Origin of the sequence: Bradyrhizobium sp. U87765 SZCCT0048 (assembly GCF_018131225.1) — a bacterium.
In the GTDB taxonomy this organism is placed as follows: domain Bacteria; phylum Pseudomonadota; class Alphaproteobacteria; order Rhizobiales; family Xanthobacteraceae; genus Bradyrhizobium_A.
In genome coordinates this window covers 160,970-177,662 of sequence record NZ_JAFCMM010000007.1, presented here as the reverse complement: position 1 = coordinate 177,662, position 16,693 = coordinate 160,970, and the positions used below count along the sequence as shown (strand labels likewise).

Sequence of the window (16,693 nt, the reverse complement as noted above, 5' to 3'; positions counted from 1 at the left end):
GTCCGTCAGCCTGCCCGGCAATGCCCTCGGGGTCAGTTCCGCGCCGCGGCGGACGAGCAGCTCACCACGCGACGCGCAAAGCCCCCTTGCCCGCATAGGCTTGCGCGCGATCTGCGAACTCGCCCTCGAAGGTGGCGACGAGAGAGACGCCGTTGCGCCATGCGATCTCGGCGGAGGCAGTGGTCAGCGCTGCGTTGCGCGCCTGCGCGGCGCCGTTCACCACAAAGCTCGCGCCCGGCAGCGTCTGAAAAGTGGCGCTGACGCTGGCCTGCGGATTGAAGTTGTGAGCCCAGGCCGCACGACCGCGCAAGCTCAGAATGGCGTCCGCCACCAGCCATGACCGGTCGGCACGAAGGCCGAGCTCGCTGCGGGCCGCAGTGGCATCCTTCGCCGCATATCCCAGCGAGAAGGCGTTGCTGCCGGCCAGCGCCTGCTCCGCATAGGCCGGCAGTGCGATCGTGGTGAACTGGCCCGCGATATAGGGGGAAAGGCCGCCGCCGAACCAGGGCGGGGCGAAGCGGTAGCCACTCTCGATGCGGCCGGACACCGCGTTGGCGTTGAAGCGCGCCTGCAGGCGGTCGAGCCCGCCGACAGCCAGCATGCGATCGGTGGTGACATCCTGCCAGCCATAGGCCAGCGCGCCGGTCACATAAGCTGCGCCGCGCGTATGGCGCACGAAAGCGCCGGCCTGGAAAAGATCCGAACGTCCGGTGCCGCCCCTCGCCACGCTGAAGCCGGCCGCCCCGCCGGCCATGGCGAACCCGATCAAGGTGTCCGGCGATATCCTGTAGTCCGCTCCAACGGCCGCCCCCCAGACGCGGCTGGTCGCCGTGTTGGAGCCAACTTCAGTGTTCCCGTCCGTCGTTTGTGAGCCGCCGAAGCCCGCCGCCCAGACAGTCCAGCGCTGTGCCGGCTCGATGGCTGGCGCCTTGCTGGCGAGCCCGGCGAAGGCGTCGCGCGCGGTGCTGCCGCGCGGGCCGCCTGTCGCAGCGTACGCGTTGGCCAGGCCGGCGTCGCCGCCGACCGACGGCGTCCCGTCTGGAAACGCGCCGCTGCGCCCGGGCCCGAAGGGATCGACAAGCAGGCCGAGAAACTGGTCCATGGCGTTGAAGGTCGCCTGCTGCGCGCCCGTCGCGACTTCGCCGGACGCCTGGGTCAGGCCTTGCGGCGTCAGCGATCCGAACACCAGCGGAATGCCGCCTGCCCTGTTGAACGACGTCACCAGCGCACCGGCGACATTGCGCTGGTTGACGTTCAGCCCTCCGCCGAAATCCGGCGCCTGCGGTGGCTCGTAGTTCAGCGTCAGGTTCAGGTAGGCTTTGTCAGCGTCGTAGCTCAGCGACGACGTGAAGTTCGCCGGCAGGTTGGTGTTGACGAGCGTGTTGAAGGTGCCTCTCACACCACCGGTCACGTTCAGGATCGCGTACTGCCGTGTCACGTACGACCCCGGCGCATAGATCGCAGCCACCGTGGCACCACCGAGCGTCGCCGTGCCCATGACGTTGGTGCGGTCGGCATGGAGCGGATCGACCTCGACGCGATAGGTCGAATCCGCGCTGAAGCCGAGATTACCCTGCACGGTAAGCACGCCGATCGAATTGCCGGGGGCCAGCGTACCGCCGGCGATCGTCGTGGGGCCGACGATGCCATTCCCCCCGAGCGTGCCGCCCGCATTGACCGTCGTCAGGACCGCCGTCGAGATGTCGCCGTTCACAGTCAGCGTGCCGCCGTCGATCTTCACCGGCCCCGTGAAGGTGGCGGTGCCGGTCAGCGTCCAGGTGCCGGCTCCTGTCTTCTCAAGGCTCTGGAAGCCGCGGTATTGCGCGGTCGCGCCGATCAGCGAGACATCGAATTGGCCGCTGGCCGGGCCGCCGAGCGCGAGCGTGCTGCTCGTTCCCTGCGTCGCATCGACGGTGCCGCTGATGGTCGAGCCCGACCACAACTCCAGGCGATTGGTGCCGCCGGTGAAGGTGATCGCATCAGCCTGGGTGATGGCGGTGCCCCCGATGATGCTGCCGTTGTTGACGATGGAGAGTTCGCCGCCGACGATCCCGGCGCCGCCACCCGAGGTTATCGCGCCGCCCGTGCTGCCCAGCGCCCCGCCGCTTCCGGTCCCGCCAGCCTGGCCGAGCGAACCGCTCGTGTTCCTGTTCCCGCCATTGCCGCCCTGAATGATGCCATTGTTGACGACCGTTCCTCCGGACAGCAGCACCAGTCCGGCGCCCCCGTGTCCCATCCCTCTGTCAAAGCGGTCGGCGCGGCCGTTGTCCCCTCCGCTGATCGTGCCGTTGTTGAGCACCACGCCCCTGTCCGTCAGGATGACGCCGGCGCCGCCGTTGCTGGTGAAGATCTGGCTTGTGCTGTTGGGAAGCGACAGAACACTGCCGCCGTCTCCACCGATGATCGTCGCGTTGACGGTCAGGTTGCCGCCGCCCTGAAGGATGATGCCGGCGCCACCGCCGCCGTCGCCATAGTCTCCGCCAACGCCGATGCCGCCGGTCCCGCCGCCCACCGCAGCACCGATGATCAGGCTGCCGCCGCCCTGCATCACGACACCGGCGCCGCCGCCGCCACCCGCCGCACCGACCGGGCTCGTGCCCACGAGACTGTTGCCGCCATGGCCACCGGTGACGCTCGCCGAGACCGTCACCGTTGCGGCGGTCGAAATCCGCGCGCCATCGCCACCGCCGCCGCCGCCACCGCGATTGCCGCCATTCCGGCTGCCGGCACCACCGTCGCCTCCCTGCAGGGACGTCGTGATATCGCCGCCGACGACATTGCTGAAGCCGCCGCCACCGCCGCCGCCATTGGCGCCATCGCCGCCCGTCGGCGACGCGTTGGTGCCCGCGACGCCTCCCGTGCCGCTGCCGTCGCTGCCGGCCTGGTCGGCGGCACCACCGCGTCCCCCCGCCGCGGAGCCTTCACCGCCCGTCGCGCCGATCACCACCTGTGCGTGGCTGTGAGACGCCGGCAGGACCAGCAGCAGCGCGAGCGCCGTGCCTGCGAGGCAGGAGGAGCACCGGCCGCGACGCGATGCGCGCGCGGCGGCCGGTTCGGAATGTGATGAAGTCATGAGACGATGTGCCCGGCCTGGCAGAACCTGTCGTCACATCCCCTTGACCACCTGTCCTGCAGGGGCGAGGCGGAGCCGTCAGCGTTCAATGGATCGATGGCAACCATAGGAAGCGGGGCCAGCCGGCGACATACGACAGTTGCCGTATTTCGCCCGCCTTCCCCGCTGCGGGCGCAAAGGTCGCACCTGTGGATCACACGGGCGGATTCAGGCCGTCGGCACCCCCAGCCGAACGGCATAGGCGGTCAGTTCGGCGACACCGTGAACACCGAGCTTCTGCATCAGGTTCTCGCGATGCTTGCGGGCGGTGGCAAAACTGACATTGAGCCGCCCCGCGACTTCGCGCGTCGTCAATCCCCTCGCGATGAGCGCCAGCACCTGCCGCTCGCGGCTCGTCAAGGCGATCGGCGACACGATCTCCGCGGCGTTCGGCAGTCGCCGGCCCGCCCCGCCACTCGCTGCGACAAAATCGACGCTGCGCGACAGATAGCGGCCGCCATCGCGAATGGCGGAGATCGCCGCAGCGATCTCCGCGGGATCACCGCCCTTGGTCACATAGCCATCGGCGCCCGCGTCCATCACCGCCTGCGCAGTTCGCGGCTCGGTGTTGGCGGTCAGGACGAGAATCTTCAGACGTGGCGCGCGCGATTTCAGATCGGCGATGGTCTGCGTTCCGGCGACGCCGGGCATGCCCAGATCGAGGACGAGAAGATCCGCCTCGCCCTGCGCCAGACGCTCGCCGAGCGCGCCTCCGTTCGCCACCTCAGCGACCACCGACACCTCGTCCATCGCCGACAGCAGGGACTTCAGCCCCTCCCGCACGATTGCATGGTCGTCTGCCACGATAACGCTGAACATACCGCTCGCATGTGTCGTTGCCCTGCGCGGCCGCGACCGAATCACGACGTGCGCAAGATGCTGTTGACGGAACCCGCTGCGAGAGAGATGGGACTGTCCAATCCGCCAGCGCTGGACTGCCGATGCACGAAGACAAGATACGCCAGGCCCTCGTCGAACTTCTCTACCGCAACGCCTTCGGCGTCGTGATCTCCAACATCACGACCTCGGCCGCCGCCGCGTTCGTGCTGCGGCATACCGTCGACCGCGGCTGGCTCGGCACATGGCTGGGACTGGTCTGCCTGCTGTCTCTCGTGCGCGCCGCCGTCGCCCGCCGGTTCGCGTATCACGCCGCCACCACCATGACGACCGCGCGATGGGCATGGCTCGGGGCCACGTTTTCATGGCTGTCCGGCGCGCTCTGGGGCGCGCTCGGATGGGTCGGATTCATTCCGCAGGAACCGCTGGTTTTTTCCTTCACCATGGTCGCGATGACCGGCATTGTCTGCGGCTCGGTCCCGTCGCTGTCGGCGTTTCCGCCGGCGCTGATCGGCTCGATCCTGACGACGACCATTCCCGTCGCGGTGCGCTGTCTGCAGACCGGCGGCGACATCGCCGAGCCGTTTCTGTTTCTCGTGGTGACGCTGGTCGCGATCAACCTGTTCTACTGTCGCAGCACCTATCGCATGCTGCGACAGACTATCGCACTGCGGCTCGAGAACGAGCGACTGGCTGTGGATATCGCCGGCGAGCGCGACCGCGCACAGGGCGCCAACCAGGCCAAAACGAGATTTCTCGCCGCGGCCAGCCACGACCTGCGCCAGCCGATCCACGCGCTCGGCCTGCTGGTGACGACGCTGGCGATGCTGGGACAGCGCGGCGACGTGCCGGCGCCGAAGGCCATCGATCTCGCCGGGCGCGCCAGATCCCTCGTCGGCAATCTGAGCGGCCTGCTCAACGCGCTGCTCGACATCTCCAAGCTCGACGCCGGCATCATCACCGCCGACCGGCAACCGATCGCGCTGAACGCGCTGTTCGATCACCTCAAAAGCGAATTCGCAGCGGAGGCTCGCCAGCGCGGACTTGCCTTTCGCGTGGTCGGCCGGGAGATCGACGTCGACAGCGACCCGTCGCTGCTGAAGACCATCCTCAACAACCTGCTGTCCAACGCCTTTCGCTACACCCGGAGCGGCGGCGTGCTGCTCGGCTGCCGAACGCGCGGCGACGCCGTGGAGATCCAGGTCTGGGACACCGGCGACGGCATAGCGCAACACCAGCAGGAGCTGATCTTCGAGGAGTTCCTGCAACTGCACAATCCCGCGCGAGACCGCTCGCAGGGGCTTGGCCTCGGCCTTGCGATCGTGAAGCGCACCGCGGCGCTGCTCGGCCACCCGCTCAGGCTGCGTTCGCGGGAAGGACGCGGCTCGCTGTTCGCCATCACCGTGCCGGTCGCCGCGCCGCTGCGCCCGATCCGCACCGACGACCGGCCCGATGTCCAAAGACGTTCGTTCGGCATTGTGGTGGTCGACGACCAGCGCGAGGCGCTGGATGCGATCGCGACGCTGCTGCGGCTCGACGGACATCGCGTCCATGCCGGAGACAGCGCGCAGGCCGTGACGACACAGCTGGCGTCCGCAGCCAGCGACGAGGCCGCGATCGACCTGATCATCGCCGACTATCGCCTTCGCGACGACACCACCGGCCTCGCGGCGATCGCCGACCTCCGCCGCCATCTCCGGCGCGACGTCCCCGCGATCATCATGACCGGCGACACCTCACCCCAGCGCCTGAAGGAGGTCGCCGCCAGCGGCGTCCGGCTCCTCCACAAGCCGCTCGACGGCGAGGAACTGCTGCATCTCGTCCAGCGGTGCGCGGGCGACAACAGATGACCGCGTGACGCGGACAATGCGCTGCAATGGGAGCGCGTTCGCAGCGCGCGACCGAACACCCGCATCGCAGGATGCGCGCAACAGCTGATGCACAGGCGCCCCCGTGTCAGTGGCGACGAGCGCGAAAGGCATGCTTGAAGGGAATGGAGCGGGTGAAGGGAATCGAACCCTCGTATTCAGCTTGGAAGGCTGCTGCTCTACCATTGAGCTACACCCGCGTCGGCGGCAGATATGCAATGGATCGGAGCGCTTGGCAACGGCCGACTGACGCCGATGGGGATTGATGCCGCAGGGGTTTTCCGGACGGCGCGCTGCCTGCGACGGAAAGCCCGCCCCGCCCGTGCCCCGACAGGCGGAACAGGGCCTGCTATGATGGTGTTCATCGTCGTGGCGGACGGCCGTCGCCGGGCCGCCGCCGCACATCCGGGAGCCTTCCATGCGCCAACTGATCGCCCTCGTCACGCTGGCCGCCACGGCGGCCGGCTTTGCCGCCCTCGCGGCGCCGACATCCGCACAGGCCCGCGACATCGCCTGGTGCGCCCGCACCTGGAACCGCGGCTTTGGCGGCGACGACTGCATGTACTACACCTACGCCCAGTGCCGCGCCGCGATCAGCGGGCTGCGCGGCGAGTGCGTGCCCAACCCGTTTTCGCCGAACTGGGCCCGTAATGCCGCGGGCTTCGGCCGCGACGAGCCACCGCCGCCTCCGCCGCGCAAGCATCGCCAGCGCCGCCATCACGCCCGGTGACGGCGATTCGCCGCTTCATGCTTCGTTAACCCCGGGGACGGGTGGCGACCGGGCCGCCAAACGCACGTGTTATGATCAGCCCATCGCATCGGTGGGCATGGCCATGATCATTGCCAGCAACGGCGCGCCCGTGGTCGCGCCGGTCAACGACGTGGTGAGACCCGACGTCCGTATCGATACGGCGGACGCGGGCGCGACCCGCTACTGGGCCTATCGCCTCAGCATTTCCCAGCACGACCTCAACGCCGCCGTCGACAAGGTCGGCCCCTCGGTCGCCGCCGTGCGGCGGTATCTGGGGAAATAGGCCCGCGGATACCGCGGTTTCGGGCCGCTGCCCGCGGCAGTGAATTAAATGCTTCTGTTGGTTGACTTTACCCCCCACCTTCGCCCATAAACGCGCCCGTTCGGGTGCCCGCCACGATCCACTGGCGGGCTCGCTTTTTTGCCGTCATCCCTGACCGCAAGCGCCACCAACACGGTGCGTGCGCGGCTGACGGTTCCGAAGCGGGGGAGTGTCCCGAGTGGCAAAGGGAGCTGACTGTAAATCAGCCGCCTCATGGCTTCGCAGGTTCGAGTCCTGCCTCCCCCACCATCCTGATTTCCTTCAGTAAAATGCCGTTTCGTGGTGCGCGCCCGCCCCTTGAGGCCGTGCGACAGTTTGTCAGATGTAGCGCCGCTTGCCAGCCCCGCTCACGCCAAGGCAGTATCAGTTTGAAAATACAACCCCTTGAATTTGAGCGGAAATCAGTTGCTGGCCAGCATCGGGCGATTGCTCCTCCTCTTGCTGAAAGGCCTCGTCGTGCTGGTCGCGTTGCTGTGGCTAATCACGGTCGGCGTCGCGGAATCCAACTGCTCCCTTCTGCCCGGAGGGGCGCAGCGTTGCGGAGGAGGCATGGGGGATATCTGGGTCATCCCGATCTTTTCCGCGCCGATCGGGATTCCAGCCGTGATCGGGGCAGCGGTGATCATCATTTCTGCCGCTCGACGGAGGCGACCATTACAAGGCGATCGTTCGGCTTCGTGAATGCGGCATCGTTGCCCAGCCGAAAATTGCCAGAATCCGCCCCGCGTGAGACAAGCCGGCCATGAACGATCGTGACGCGAAGGCCCGTTTCCGCCCCAAGGACCACCGCAGCAAAGGCGGCCCCCAGGGTCGGGGCGGCGGCCACAAGCCTGCGTGGCGGGAGCGGGAGCGCCCGGACGGGCCGGCCATCCTCTATGGCTGGCACACCGTCACCGCAGCCCTGGCCAATCCCAAACGCAAGATCCGCAAGCTGTTCCTGACCGAGAACGCCGCGCGGCGCCTTGCGGAAGAGAACATCGACACCCGCGTGCCGCCGGAGATGGTGCGCCCGAGCCAGATCGACCAGCGCCTCGGGCCGGACGCCGTCCACCAGGGCCTGCTCGCCGAGGCCGATCCCCTGCCCTCGCCATCGATCGAGACGCTGGAGCGCGAGGGCATCGTGCTGGTGCTCGACCAGATCACCGACCCGCACAATGTCGGCGCGATCCTGCGCTCGGCGTCGGCGTTCGACGTCAAGGCGATCGTCACCACCGCGCGCCACAGCCCGGAGGCGACCGGCGTGCTGGCGAAGTCGGCGTCCGGCGCGCTCGAGCTGGTGCCGTTCGTTACCGTGCAAAATCTTGCCCGCGCGCTGACCGCGCTCAACGAGCGCGGCTTCATGACGGTCGGCCTCGACAGCGAGGGAAGCGAGAACCTCGCCGACGTCACGCTGGAGGCGCCGCTGGCCCTCGTGCTCGGCGCCGAGGGCAAGGGCCTGCGCCAGCTGACGCGCGAGACCTGCAGCGTCGTCGCCCGCCTCGACATGCCCGGCGCGATCAAGAGCCTCAACGTCTCCAACGCCGCCGTGCTCGCGCTCTACATCGGCGCGACGCGGCTCGGGCTGATGCGCTGAGACCATCTGTCAAACACAAGCGCCCGCCGTCTCGCGACGGCGGGCGTTTGTGTGTGATGGGTCAGATGCGCGCCGCGGCGCGCAGCCGCTCAGTAGTTCGGCACGCGGATGACGCGCGGGCCGCGGGCGTACTGGCGATGGGTGTGATAGCCGTAGCGCATGGTGTGGCGATAGCCATGGCGGTAGGCGTTGCGGTGATAGCGATAGACCACCGGGCCGCGCACCGCCGGCATGCCGTCATAGTAGTGCGAGGTGGCGTCGCCATAGGGACCGCCATTGTAGCCGTAGTAGTACGGGCGGTCGTAGCTGCGCCAGCCGGTGACCGCGCGCTCCTGATAGGTCGGCACCGGGCCGTAGTTGCCGGGGCCGCTGTAGACCGGGCCCTGGTTCACATAGTAGTAGCGCGGCCCGTAGGAATAATGCGGCTCGGGCAAACGCTCGGTCTGATAGCCGCCGTAGCCGGCCTGATAGCCGAAGCCGGAGGTGAACAGTCCGCCGCTGCACGGGCTGACATAGTAGTCGCCGCCGCAGGCCATCGCCGGCGCCGCGCCGGCCACGCTCACCGCGACCGCCGCGGCCAGTCCCATGATCGTCTTACGCATGTTACGCTCTCTCCTGTCGGTTTGGTTTTTTGTATATTTGCTGGCTTGCGCGGCGCCGTGCGGTCACCGCGGACTCGGTCGGGGCGGCATCGGCCCCGGAGGATAGCCGCCACCTCCGCCGATCTGCGGTGCGACGATGATCGGCGGCGGAGTGGCCGGGATTTGCATCTGCGGTGGCGCCGACTGCGCCGACCACGAGTTCTGATAGCTCTCGGCGGGGCGCGGCAGTGGCCGGTTGGCCGGCGGCTCGATCTCGAGGCGGCCATACCCGGGCAGCCGTCCGGCGCTCGGATAGTAGGCGCCGACGGGGCGCTCGACATAGGGCCCGCGGAAGCCGCCGTAGACGACTGGCTGGGTGGCCCGACCGCGGCCAAGACCCCACTCCCCCTCGATGACCGCATAGGACGCGTCGCGACCGTCGATCACCACCGGCACGCCGGGGCGGCCGGGAACCACGATGTTGAACGCGTCCGCCATGGCCGGCAGAGCGGTTCCCATCATCAGGGCGGCAGCGAGCAGGGTCCGCATGGACTGATCCTTCAATATCGCCCCCGAGCTTAAGCCAAAGCCGCCGCCGACGGGTTAAGAGCGCGTCCCAATCTGTTGGTAAGGCTAATGCGCCGCAGGGCGACCGCCCGACATCCGCTCCGCGGAGGTAACACTTGAAGTGGGAATTGGCGCAGGGCCCGGGCTGGCGCCGCGGGCACCGATGCGGGGATCGCCCGCCCGTGCGGACCGGCGGCGCCTGTCCGGCACCGCCGCCCCCTCCCATCGCCGGGCCGCCATGCGCCCGCAAGGCGATTGACCCCCGCGCCGTCCGCGCCTAGATAGGCGCCATGGCATTTGTCAGGACCATCCGCCGACGCCGTCCGACCCGCACCGCGCGGGAGTGACGTTGGCTGCCTGATCGCATCCATGTTCGCTCGAAGCCGCGCAACACCCTGCGCGGCTTTTTTCATTTTGTCTTCGCATCGGCCTGTCAGTCTAAATCGCCCCTGCTGCTTTCGGGAACATGCCCATGACCACCAGCGACACCACCAAGACCCCCGCGATCTTCATCGACGGCGAAGCCGGCACCACCGGCATCGAGATTCGCGAGCGGCTGGCCCGCGTCGCCGGCATCGCGGTGCTGAGCATCGATCCGGACAAGCGCAAGGACCCGGCGGCCCGCAAGGCGCTGATGGAGCAGGCCGACCTCGTGGTGCTGTGCCTGCCCGACGATGCCGCCAAGGAAGCGGTGGCGCTGGCGGACAGCCTCGGCGCGCAGGCGCCCCGCATCCTCGATGCGTCGTCGGCCCATCGCGTCGCCGACGGCTGGACGTTCGGCTTTCCCGAACTCGCGCCCGGCCAGGACGAGGCGATCAGGACGGCGAAGCGCGTCTCCAATCCCGGCTGCTATCCCACCGGCGGCATCGCACTGCTGCGGCCGCTGGTCGACGCCGGCTTCATTCCCGCCGACTATCCCGTCACCGTCAATGCGGTGTCCGGCTATTCCGGCGGCGGCCGCACCATGATCGAGGCGTACGAGGCAGGCAACGCGCCGCTGTTCGAGCTCTATGGCCTGAATCTCACCCACAAGCATCTGCCGGAGCTGCAGCAGTACAGCCGCCTGACGCGGCGGCCGATCTTCGTGCCGTCGGTCGGCAACTTCCGCAAGGGCATGCTGGTGTCGGTGCCGCTGCATCTCGACACCCTGCCCGGCAAACCGAAGGCTGACGATCTCGAGGACGCGCTGACCGCGTACTACGCCGGCAGCCGCTGGGTGAAGGTGATCGACGCCGACGACGCCTCGACCAAGGGCGGCCGGATCGATGCGCTCGCGCTCAACGACACCAACCTGCTGGAGCTGCGGGTGTTCGGCAACGCCGCCCACGGCCAGGCCGTGCTGGTGGCGCGGCTCGACAATCTCGGCAAGGGCGCGTCCGGCGCCGCGGTGCAGAACATCGGCCTGATGCTCGGCGTGTCGACCGACGCCGGCACCTGACGGCCTCTCGCCTTACGGGTGCGCTAGCCCGGCGCGCAGCACCCGCAGGACGTTGCCGCCCATGACCTTGCGGATGTCGGCCTCCGAAAAGCCGGCGTCCATCAGCGCCTGGGTGACGGCGACGACCTGAGCGGCATCGAACGCCGTCGTGGTCGCGCCGTCGAAGTCCGAGCCGAGCCCGACATGGTCGATGCCGACGAGGTCGCGGACATGGACGATCGCCCGCGCGATGTCGCGCGGCCGCGTCGAGCAGACCGCGCCATTCCAGTAGCCGATGCCGACGACGCCACCGGTCGCGGCGATGCCCCTGACCTCGTCATCGGTGAGATTGCGGTTGACCTTGCAGGTCGCCTGAACGCCGCCATGGCTCGACACCACCGGACGGCTCGCCATTGCCAGCACGTCGGCAATCGCCGCGTGGCTGGCATGGGCGACGTCGACGATCATGCCGAGCGCCTCCATCCGCCGCACCACCTGGCGGCCGAGCGGCGTCAGACCGCCCTTGGCGACGCCATGCATCGAGCCGGCGACGTCATTGTCGAAGAAATGCGCGAGGCCCGCCATGCGGAAGCCCGCGGCATAGAGGATGTCGAGATTGGCGATCTGCCCCTCGAGATCCTGCAAGCCCTCGATCGACAGCATGGCGCCGACCACGGTCGCACCGCCCTGCCGGTCGGCGAGCAGACGATCGATATCGGACGCCATGGCGATCAGCCGCAACCGGCCGCCGGATGCATCGGCGAAGCCGCGCAGCTTCTCGGCATGCCACAGCGAGCGTTCGAGCAGCGAGCCCCAGGTGCGCGGCGGCTGCAGCTGAACCATCGCGAGCGAGGTGATGGTATCGCTGTCCGCACCATTGGCATCATAGTTCTGTCCCTGCGGCGACTTGGTCACCGACGAGAACACCTGCAGCGCATAGTGCCCCTCGATCAGCCGCGGCAGATCGACATGACCGCGGTTCGACCTCTCCAGCAGATCGCGCTTCCACAACAGGCTGTCGGCATGCATGTCCGCGACATCGAGGGTCTGCTGCAGCTGCCGCGCCGCCGGCGTGATGTTGAGCGCCAGCGCAACCACCTTGTTCTGGGACTCCTCGATACGCCCGGGCGTGACCAGGAAAAATCTGACGGTCGCGGCCACGAGCGCGATCACGGCGAGCGCGCAACCGATTGCAATCCACTTACGAACGGACATCATTCAAACGCGACATCGGATCAGACGACCACGGCAAAAGCCGGCCCTGCACATCCGATGCTCCCTGCACTGAAAAATACAACGAACAACGCGATCAATACGGCGTCACTATGAGCGCAGCCGTGGCGTAGCGCCAGCAGACTTGGCGCGCTGATGCATGACATTTCGCGATGGTGTGACTGCGGGGACTCGCTCGCGCGAGCCTCGCAATGATTGCATTGCGCGTCGTCGTTCAGCGTGGTCGCAAGAATTCGGGTAACGGGCGATTGGGCGACAACCGCGGGCCTGGCGACCATCGACGTGCCAGATGGGCGTTGAACGCCTTCATCAACGGCTGGGGATCGACGGGGTTGATGAGAATGTAACGCACTCCCTTTCGGCAGGTGATTCTCACCACCTTCCCCCAGGCCAGCTTCCGCCGTACCGGAATGGGCGGCAGGACATCGAGGCCAAGCCTGTAGATGCGAATCTGCGACATTCGGTCGAGAATGAAACCTCCGACCTCAATGTTCTCGATGTTATCGAAAACGACAGTCCGCCAGATCATACCTACACGCCTGATCACCAGACGATCCCGCATCACAACAAAACGCGTGGTGCTTCCCAGCAGCAGCATCGCAGATGCCTGAACGAGCCCAATCCAGAAAAAAAAGCCCCATATGGACATTAGCGCCCCGGACAACGAAAGTTTCAGCGGCTTTCCTTGTCACGGGACACAATTGACCCCGCAAAGCCGCAGTCAGGAAATCGGCAACACCGGCAACGGTCTATGGCGCGTGTTCGGCAATTAAATATTTGATTTTGCTGGTGCCGGCTGAGGGGATTGAACCCCCGACCTTCGGTTTACAAAACCGCTGCTCTACCGCTGAGCTAAGCCGGCGCCGCGGCCCGAACTGCTAGCAGCGTCTCTGCCGAGGAACAAGAGCGGAGACAGTGAAATCCGGGCACGGCTCCGGCTTCATGCCATTGGCCAAGACGAATCCAGCCGCCGCCCGGCCAATTTCTAGAAGACTTCGTCTGCCGCTTCGCGGCAAGATAGGGGCCTAAAGTTGCCCCCTGGAAAGGAACCACCCATGGTCAGACCGACGCCGACGTCCCGCCTGCCGCTGGCCCTTGCGGTCCTCACCACCGCCGTGTTGTTCGCCGGCATGGCGCAGGCCGCCGGGACACCCGAACAGCGCCGCGCCTGCCGGGCGGACGCCATGCGCCTGTGCCGCGACTTCGTCCCCAATGTGTCCCGCATCACCGCCTGCATGGAGCGCAACAAGGCGAAGCTGAGCCCGGCGTGCCGCGCGCAGTTCAACTGAGCGCACCGTGACGGCAAGGTCCGGCCGCGCGCCGGACCGCAACGGCGCTCCCCAAAAAGCAAAGACTCCGGAAAATTCCGGAGCCTCTTCATCGACGTCATTCCTGCAGAGCGTGGAATCGCCGCGGCTCACGCCGCGGGTACGCGCCCCTCTTCCACCGCTTCGGAGATCAGTTCGCCGGCGTCGGTGACGCCTGCCGCCGCGCGCCTGACGATGCGCTCCGCCATCTTGGCCTTGGTCGCGGGCGTGCGATTCTCCTCGGAGATGCGCTTCACCGCTTCATCGAGCACGGCACGCAACGTCGCGACGAACTCCGAATCGAACTGATGTTGGGAACTTGAAGCCATGGATGCCCTCCTTATCGGTGGAGCGGGACAAGTGACCCAACAACGTGACCAATGTGAGTCCGGCAGATTAAATCCTGATGACCATTCGATGGGTTCTAAAATGGCGGCGCCGCATGTGTGATCGGGCGCACATTTCGCGCCATCACATCACTGCGATCACGGCATGCGCGTGCATCGCAACAGCGTGGCCGCGACATCACGACATCGTCGGAAAACAAACCGACATGCTTGCGCCGCATTCGCTGAATCACGGAAGATGAAAGCGATGAAGAACCTGCGAGAGGATGTGGATATGACGAGCGTACGTCTGATGGATGACTTTCCACCACCATCAGAACGTCTGGTCACGCTCGCCAACTGGCGTACGTTTCCCTACACGCAATGGAGCTTTCGCAACGTCCGGCAGTTGCTGCCGACGGCACCGATCGCGGCATCGGGCAACGCCACGCCACTGCCGGCCGACCCCCGCGATATCGGCGGCCTCGCCTTCGCCGCGCCGTCGGGCAGCGAGACCACGCTCGATGCCGCGCTGCGCCAGACCAGCACCGACGCGCTGCTGGTGATGCGGCGCGGCCAGTTGATGACCGAGTGGTACGCCAATGGCATGGACGCCGAGCGGCTGCACATCGTGTTCTCGGTGAGCAAGTCGATCTGCGGGTCGCTCGGCGGCATTCTGGTCGACCGCGGCATCATCGATCCGGACCGGCCGGTGATCGACATCGTACCCGAGCTCAAGAATGCATCGGCCTACGCGACCGCGACGCTGCGCCACGTGCTCGACATGACTGTCGGCATTTCCTTCGTCGAGGACTATCTCGACCCCGATGGCGACGTCGCACGCTATCGCCGCGCCATGGGCTGGGATCCGGTCCCGCCGGGGCAGCCGGTCACCGACCTGCGCAGCTTTCTCGCCGGACAGAAGGCCGACGGCAAGGCGCATGGCGAGGCTTTCCACTACGTCTCCACCAACACCGACGTGCTGGGATGGCTGTATGAGCGCGCCACCCGCCGCCCGCTCGCCGAACTGATCAGCGAGCATCTGTGGAAGCCGCTCGGCGCCGAGCGCGAGGCCTGTATCACTGTCGATGCCCATGGCGCGATGCGCGCCGCCGGCGGCATCTGCGCCGCGCCGCGCGATCTGCTGCGCTTTGCCGAGATGATGCACCGGCGCGGCGTCGCCGCCGGACGTCAGGTGGTGCCCGGCTGGTGGGTCGACGACATCAATACCAAAGGCGATCCGCAGGCATGGAATCGCGGCGACTTCGCGCCGATGTTTCCCGGCGGCCGCTACCGCAGCCAGTGGTACCAGCTCGACCATGCGCGCCGCACGCTGTGCGCCATCGGCATCCATGGCCAGTGGATCTACATCGATCCGCCGTCGGAGACGGTCATCGTACGCATGGCTTCGGAGGCAATCCCGCTCGATCCCGACAGCGCCGGGCTGTGGATGCGCGCCTTCGCTGCGATCGCACGCCTGCCCTGAAGCCGCCTGGCATTCGCGGTGCCCGCTTCACGCTCGGTTCGTGCTCAGTTCATGGCGACGATGCCGGCATTGAGCGCAGTGGCGTAGGACACCCAGACGAGATAGGGCAGCAGCAGCCACGCCGCCGCGCGGTCGACACGCGCGCTGGTGAAGATGGTGCCGATGATGGTCACGACCAGCGCGATGATGATCGCAAGGGCCGCGTGCAGATTGTGCCAGCCGAAGAACACCGGCGACCACAACGCGTTGAGCGCGAGCTGCACGAAGAAGAAAATCAGCGCCTCACGTCGCGCCGGCGACGGAATGGTGCGATCCCACAGCCGCCACAGCGACAGTGCCATCATCACATAGAGCACGGCCCAGGCAATCGGAAACAGATAGCGCGGCGGCGTCCAAGACGGCTTGGCGAGACCGATATACCAGCCCTCGATCTGCGGTTGTGTCACCCACCCGGCGAACGCACCAATGCCGGCACAGAGAACGAGACAGGCCAGCAGGCGCTCCAGCGATTTGAACATCAGGCGGAGATCCAGGAAATATCTTGAAACATCAGGCGCATCACCTCCGCGCGCGCAGCGGAATCCAACAAACTCGCATCGCCGCGATTTGTTCCAATTGATTGCAGCCTTTTTTGAGGCACCGCGCGCGATGCGTCACCTGGCCGCAAGTGCCCGTGGCGGCATGCCAGGGCGGCCGCGCGAACCAGGCCGGGGGAACGGGGACGCCTGCGATGAAAGCGCGAACGCGCTCCGGCTTTTCGGTCTGACGCGTTGTCTTCACACGAAGCGGCGCTCGCTTCGCTCGAAAACGCCTTAGCGCGTGAGCTTTTCCATCTCGGGAAACGGCGTGTAGCTCGCGCCGGCGCACAATTCGCGCGCCTTGTCGACCAGCCGCTCGAACTTGCCGTCGCGGTAGATCGCCGCGCGTTCGCCGCCCCCGGCGTCGCCACGCCCCATCGCGGTGTAGCGCACACAGGCGACATAACGCCGCTTGCCGCCGACGTCACGCTCGACGGGCTCGGCGACGACGGCGTCGCGTACGGCGCGCAGGTCGTTGATATAGGTACGCATGAAGGCGATGAGATCGCCGCGATAGTCGGTGGGATAGGGTTGTACCGCAAGGCCACTGTCCGCGATGTTGTAGCGCTCCTCGTTGCCGCCGAGGCCCGCGCATCCCGCCACTGCCAGACCGAGGCCGGCAGCGGCCACACTTCGCCAGATCATTCCCACCATGCCGTTCGCATCACCCAAGGAGTCGTTCGCGAGGGGCACAATAAGGGGTTTCGCCGGCGAGTTGAATCGGAAAACCCCGGA

The 16,693-nt window shown here is 67.1% G+C and carries 17 protein-coding genes and 3 tRNA genes; 9 read left to right on the top strand and 11 right to left on the bottom strand.

What is annotated here, in order from left to right:
* Window positions 1–61 precede the first annotated feature (61 nt).
* Both JQ639_RS33265 and JQ639_RS33260 read right to left on the bottom strand, forming a co-directional pair.
* Complete coding sequence (locus JQ639_RS33265) at window positions 62–3,073, bottom strand: autotransporter domain-containing protein (RefSeq protein ID WP_211964463.1); 3,012 nt, start codon at window positions 3,071–3,073, stop codon at window positions 62–64.
* A gap of 207 nt (window positions 3,074–3,280) precedes the next feature.
* Window positions 3,281–3,931, bottom strand: a complete 651-nt coding sequence (locus JQ639_RS33260; protein ID WP_211964461.1) for a response regulator — start codon at window positions 3,929–3,931, stop codon at window positions 3,281–3,283.
* A 122-nt stretch (window positions 3,932–4,053) separates the two neighbouring features.
* Here JQ639_RS33260 and JQ639_RS33255 point away from each other — a divergent pair, with 122 nt between their 5' ends.
* Complete coding sequence (locus JQ639_RS33255; RefSeq protein ID WP_211964459.1) at window positions 4,054–5,799, top strand: hybrid sensor histidine kinase/response regulator; 1,746 nt, start codon at window positions 4,054–4,056, stop codon at window positions 5,797–5,799.
* 144 nt (window positions 5,800–5,943) lie between these two features.
* Here JQ639_RS33255 and JQ639_RS33250 read toward each other — a convergent pair.
* A tRNA-Gly gene (locus JQ639_RS33250) sits at window positions 5,944–6,017 on the bottom strand.
* 218 nt (window positions 6,018–6,235) lie between these two features.
* On the opposite strand from JQ639_RS33250, the gene JQ639_RS33245 reads away from it, so the two are divergent.
* The 5 genes from JQ639_RS33245 to rlmB all read left to right on the top strand — a co-directional run bounded on the left by JQ639_RS33245 (window position 6,236) and on the right by rlmB (window position 8,463).
* A complete protein-coding gene (locus JQ639_RS33245) occupies window positions 6,236–6,547 on the top strand; it encodes a DUF3551 domain-containing protein (protein ID WP_211964452.1) in 312 nt (103 codons plus the stop codon).
* Between the two features lie 97 nt (window positions 6,548–6,644).
* Window positions 6,645–6,851, top strand: coding sequence for a DUF3606 domain-containing protein (locus JQ639_RS33240; RefSeq protein ID WP_249122886.1), 207 nt, complete (start codon window positions 6,645–6,647; stop codon window positions 6,849–6,851).
* A gap of 202 nt (window positions 6,852–7,053) precedes the next feature.
* Window positions 7,054–7,139, top strand: a tRNA-Tyr gene (locus tag JQ639_RS33235).
* A gap of 156 nt (window positions 7,140–7,295) precedes the next feature.
* Complete coding sequence (locus tag JQ639_RS33230; RefSeq protein ID WP_211964450.1) at window positions 7,296–7,571, top strand: hypothetical protein; 276 nt, start codon at window positions 7,296–7,298, stop codon at window positions 7,569–7,571.
* Between the two features lie 61 nt (window positions 7,572–7,632).
* The gene (rlmB, locus tag JQ639_RS33225; RefSeq protein WP_211964448.1) at window positions 7,633–8,463 is read left to right on the top strand and encodes a 23S rRNA (guanosine(2251)-2'-O)-methyltransferase RlmB; all 831 of its coding nucleotides are present in this window, start codon (window positions 7,633–7,635) and stop codon (window positions 8,461–8,463) included.
* 89 nt (window positions 8,464–8,552) lie between these two features.
* Here the strand turns inward: rlmB and JQ639_RS33220 are convergent, their stop codons facing one another.
* Together JQ639_RS33220 and JQ639_RS33215 are read right to left on the bottom strand one after the other, a co-directional pair.
* Entirely contained in the window at window positions 8,553–9,065 is a 513-nt protein-coding gene (locus JQ639_RS33220) for a hypothetical protein (RefSeq protein WP_211964446.1), read from the bottom strand.
* Between the two features lie 63 nt (window positions 9,066–9,128).
* On the bottom strand, window positions 9,129–9,593 hold the full coding sequence (locus JQ639_RS33215) for a hypothetical protein (protein WP_211964444.1): 465 nt from the start codon (window positions 9,591–9,593) through the stop codon (window positions 9,129–9,131).
* Window positions 9,594–10,083: 490 nt separating this feature from the next.
* On the opposite strand from JQ639_RS33215, the gene argC reads away from it, so the two are divergent.
* Window positions 10,084–11,049, top strand: coding sequence for an N-acetyl-gamma-glutamyl-phosphate reductase (gene argC / locus JQ639_RS33210; RefSeq protein WP_211964442.1), 966 nt, complete (start codon window positions 10,084–10,086; stop codon window positions 11,047–11,049).
* 12 nt (window positions 11,050–11,061) lie between these two features.
* Here the strand turns inward: argC and JQ639_RS33205 are convergent, their stop codons facing one another.
* From JQ639_RS33205 to JQ639_RS33195, 3 genes are all read right to left on the bottom strand, one after another.
* Window positions 11,062–12,246: a dipeptidase gene (locus tag JQ639_RS33205; RefSeq protein WP_249122885.1), complete on the bottom strand. Its 1,185-nt coding sequence runs from the start codon at window positions 12,244–12,246 to the stop codon at window positions 11,062–11,064.
* A 229-nt stretch (window positions 12,247–12,475) separates the two neighbouring features.
* Window positions 12,476–12,859 carry a hypothetical protein gene (locus JQ639_RS33200; RefSeq protein ID WP_211964440.1) on the bottom strand — a complete coding sequence of 128 codons (384 nt, stop codon included), beginning with the start codon at window positions 12,857–12,859 and terminating at the stop codon, window positions 12,476–12,478.
* A gap of 189 nt (window positions 12,860–13,048) precedes the next feature.
* A tRNA-Thr gene (locus tag JQ639_RS33195) sits at window positions 13,049–13,123 on the bottom strand.
* 193 nt (window positions 13,124–13,316) lie between these two features.
* Here JQ639_RS33195 and JQ639_RS33190 point away from each other — a divergent pair.
* Complete coding sequence (locus tag JQ639_RS33190) at window positions 13,317–13,550, top strand: hypothetical protein (RefSeq protein WP_211965134.1); 234 nt, start codon at window positions 13,317–13,319, stop codon at window positions 13,548–13,550.
* A gap of 128 nt (window positions 13,551–13,678) precedes the next feature.
* Here JQ639_RS33190 and JQ639_RS33185 read toward each other — a convergent pair whose 3' ends face one another.
* Entirely contained in the window at window positions 13,679–13,897 is a 219-nt protein-coding gene (locus JQ639_RS33185; RefSeq protein ID WP_211964438.1) for a hypothetical protein, read from the bottom strand.
* 292 nt (window positions 13,898–14,189) lie between these two features.
* Between JQ639_RS33185 and JQ639_RS33180 the strand changes: the two genes are divergently transcribed.
* Complete coding sequence (locus JQ639_RS33180; protein ID WP_211964436.1) at window positions 14,190–15,380, top strand: serine hydrolase domain-containing protein; 1,191 nt, start codon at window positions 14,190–14,192, stop codon at window positions 15,378–15,380.
* A 44-nt stretch (window positions 15,381–15,424) separates the two neighbouring features.
* Here the strand turns inward: JQ639_RS33180 and JQ639_RS33175 are convergent, their stop codons facing one another.
* Together JQ639_RS33175 and JQ639_RS33170 are read right to left on the bottom strand one after the other, a co-directional pair.
* Window positions 15,425–15,898 carry a TspO/MBR family protein gene (locus tag JQ639_RS33175; protein ID WP_211964434.1) on the bottom strand — a complete coding sequence of 158 codons (474 nt, stop codon included), beginning with the start codon at window positions 15,896–15,898 and terminating at the stop codon, window positions 15,425–15,427.
* 294 nt (window positions 15,899–16,192) lie between these two features.
* Window positions 16,193–16,603: a hypothetical protein gene (locus tag JQ639_RS33170; RefSeq protein WP_249122884.1), complete on the bottom strand. Its 411-nt coding sequence runs from the start codon at window positions 16,601–16,603 to the stop codon at window positions 16,193–16,195.
* Window positions 16,604–16,693 lie beyond the last annotated feature (90 nt).